We start from the raw sequence: 3,214 nt of genomic DNA on the forward strand, positions 1-3,214 counted from the left end.
GTGGGTGTCTGGTGGTGGGTGGGGCTGGTGGTCTCGTTTGTTGTTTGTGAATTGCATAGTGGACGCGAGCATCTTTGTGGCCAAGTTTTTTAGGGCACACGGTGGATGCCTTGGCATCAGGAGCCGATGAAGGACGTGGGAGGCTGCGTTAAGCCTCGGGGAGTCGCCAACCAGACGTTGATCCGGGGATGTCCGAATGGGGAAACCTGGCACCAGTCATGTGGTGTCGCCGCCGTCTGAATGTATAGGGCGGTTGGTGGTAACGCGGGGAAGTGAAACATCTCAGTACCCGTAGGAAGAGAAAACAACAGTGATTCCGTGAGTAGTGGTGAGCGAAAGCGGATGAGGCTAAACCATGCGCGTGTGATAGCCGGCGGGTGTTGCGTGTGTGGGGTTGAGGGACCTTCTGGGAGAGACCGCCGTTTCTCTGGACAGTGATAAATCGGTGGGGTAGTCGAAGCCTCTGGGAAGGGGCGCCGTAGACCGTGAGAGCCGGGTAGGCGAAATTCTGCCGACTGTTTGAGGGGATCCCAAGTAGCACGGGGCTCGAGGAATCCTGTGTGAATCTGCCAGGACCACCTGGTAAGCCTGAATACTCCCTGATGACCGATAGTGCACGAGTACCGTGAGGGAAAGGTGAAAAGCGCCCCGGTGAGGGGTTGTGAAATAGTACCTGAAACCGTGTGCCTACAAGCCGTAGGAGCGTAGCCATCTTCGGGTGGCTGTGATGTGACTGCGTGCCTTTTGAAGAATGAGCCTGCGAGTCATGGTGTGTGGCGAGGTTAACCCGTGTGGGGGAGCCGTAGCGAAAGCGAGTCTGAATAGGGCGTTTGAGTCGCATGCTGTGGACCCGAAGCGGGGTGATCTACGCATGGGCAGGTTGAAGCGCGGGTAAGACCGTGTGGAGGACCGAACCCACCAGGGTTGAAAACCTGGGGGATGATCTGTGTGTAGGGGTGAAAGGCCAATCAAACTCCGTGATAGCTGGTTCTCCCCGAAATGCATTTAGGTGCAGCGTTGCGTGTTTCTTGCCGGAGGTAGAGCACTGGATGGCTGATGGGCCTTACCGGGTTACTGACGTCAGCCAAACTCCGAATGCCGGTAAGTGAGAGCGTGGCAGTGAGACTGCGGGGGATAAGCTCCGTGGTCGAGAGGGAAACAGCCCAGACCACCGACTAAGGCCCCTAAGCGTGTGCTAAGTGGGAAAGGATGTGGAGTCGCAGTGACAACCAGGAGGTTGGCTTAGAAGCAGCCATCCTTGAAAGAGTGCGTAATAGCTCACTGGTCAAGTGATTCTGCGCCGACAATGTAGCGGGGCTTAAGTACGCCGCCGAAGTCGTGGCATTCACACGTTAGCCTGGCGCCTTTGTGGCGTCTGGGTGTGTGGGTGGGTAGGGGAGCGTCGTGCGGCCGGTGAAGCAGCCGGGTGACCGAGTTGTGGAGGCTGTGCGAGTGAGAATGCAGGCATGAGTAGCGAATCAGAAGTGAGAAACTTCTGCGCCGGATGACCAAGGGTTCCTGGGCTAGGTTAATCCGCCCAGGGTAAGTCGGGACCTAAGGCGAGGCCGACAGGCGTAGTCGATGGACAACGGGTTGATATTCCCGTACCCGCGGGCATGCGCCCATATCGAATCCAGTGATACTAAGGGTCCTTAACCCCTTCGGTCCTTCGGGGTCGGGGTGAGGGTGAACGCCTGGCCTGATCTGGTAGTAGGTAAGCGATGGGGTGACGCAGGAGGGTAGCCCATCCCAGGCGATGGTTGTTCCTGGGGTAAGCATGTAGGGATGGACGTAGGCAAATCCGCGTTCAATGTATCCTGAGATGTGATGCCGAGCCGATTGTGGTGAAGTGGGTGATCCCATGCTGCCGAGAAAAGCCTCTAGTGAGTGTGCCGGCGGCCCGTACCCTAAACCGACTCAGGTGGTCAGGTAGAGAATACCGAGGCGATCGGGTGAACTGTGGTTAAGGAACTCGGCAAATTGCCCCCGTAACTTCGGGAGAAGGGGGGCCTCTGCTGGTGATGGACCGTGCGTCTGGAGCTGGTGGGGGTCGCAGTGGCCAGGGGGAAGCGACTGTTTACTAAAAACACAGGTCCGTGCGAAGTCGTAAGACGATGTATACGGACTGACGCCTGCCCGGTGCCGGAACGTTAAGGGGACCGCTCAGCTCATTTCGGTGGGCGAAGGTGAGAACTTAAGCGCCGGTAAACGGCGGTGGTAACTATAACCATCCTAAGGTAGCGAAATTCCTTGTCGGGTAAGTTCCGACCTGCACGAATGGCGTAACGACTTCCCCGCTGTCTCAACCGCAGACCCGGCGAAATTGCACTACGAGTAAAGATGCTCGTTACGCGCAGCAGGACGGAAAGACCCCGGGACCTTCACTACAGCTTGACATTGGTGTTTGGGACGGCTTGTGTAGGATAGGTGGGAGACGGTGAAGCTGGGACGCTAGTTCTGGTGGAGTCATTGGTGAAATACCACTCTGGTCGTTTTGGATGTCTAACCCGCGCCCGTGGATCCGGGTGGGGGACAGTGTCTGGTGGGTAGTTTAACTGGGGCGGTTGCCTCCTAAAGGGTAACGGAGGCGCCCAAAGGTTCCCTCAGCCTGGTTGGCAATCAGGTGGTGAGTGTAAGTGCACAAGGGGGCTTGACTGTGAGACCGACGGGTCGAGCAGGAGCGAAAGCTGGGACTAGTGATCCGGCGGTGGCTTGTGGAAGCGCCGTCGCTCAACGGCTAAAAGGTACCCCGGGGATAACAGGCTGATCTTCCCCAAGAGTCCATATCGACGGGATGGTTTGGCACCTCGATGTCGGCTCGTCGCATCCTGGGGCTGGAGTAGGTCCCAAGGGTTGGGCTGTTCGCCCATTAAAGCGGTACGCGAGCTGGGTTTAGAACGTCGCGAGACAGTTCGGTCCCTATCCGCTGCGCGCGTAGGAGACTTGAAGGGGGCTGTCCCTAGTACGAGAGGACCGGGACGGACGAACCTCTGGTGTGCCAGTTGTTCTGCCAAGGGCATGGCTGGTTGGCTACGTTCGGGAGGGATAACCGCTGAAAGCATCTAAGCGGGAAGCCTGCCTTGAGATGAGGTCTCCCACCCCTGTGAGGGGGGTAAGGCTCCCAGGTGATGACTGGGTTGATAGGCCGGGTGTGGAAGCATTGTAAGGTGTGGAGCTGACCGGTACTAATAGGCCGAGGACTTGACCATAAAGC

At 57.7% G+C, this 3,214-nt stretch carries 1 rRNA gene; it reads left to right on the plus strand.

What is annotated here, in order from left to right:
• Nucleotides 1-78: 78 nt before the first annotated feature.
• A 23S ribosomal RNA gene (locus AB0H21_RS40845) occupies nucleotides 79-3,209 on the plus strand.
• Nucleotides 3,210-3,214: the final 5 nt, after the last annotated feature.

This window comes from Sphaerisporangium sp. NPDC051011 (assembly GCF_040653595.1).
GTDB lineage: Bacteria > Actinomycetota > Actinomycetes > Streptosporangiales > Streptosporangiaceae > Sphaerisporangium.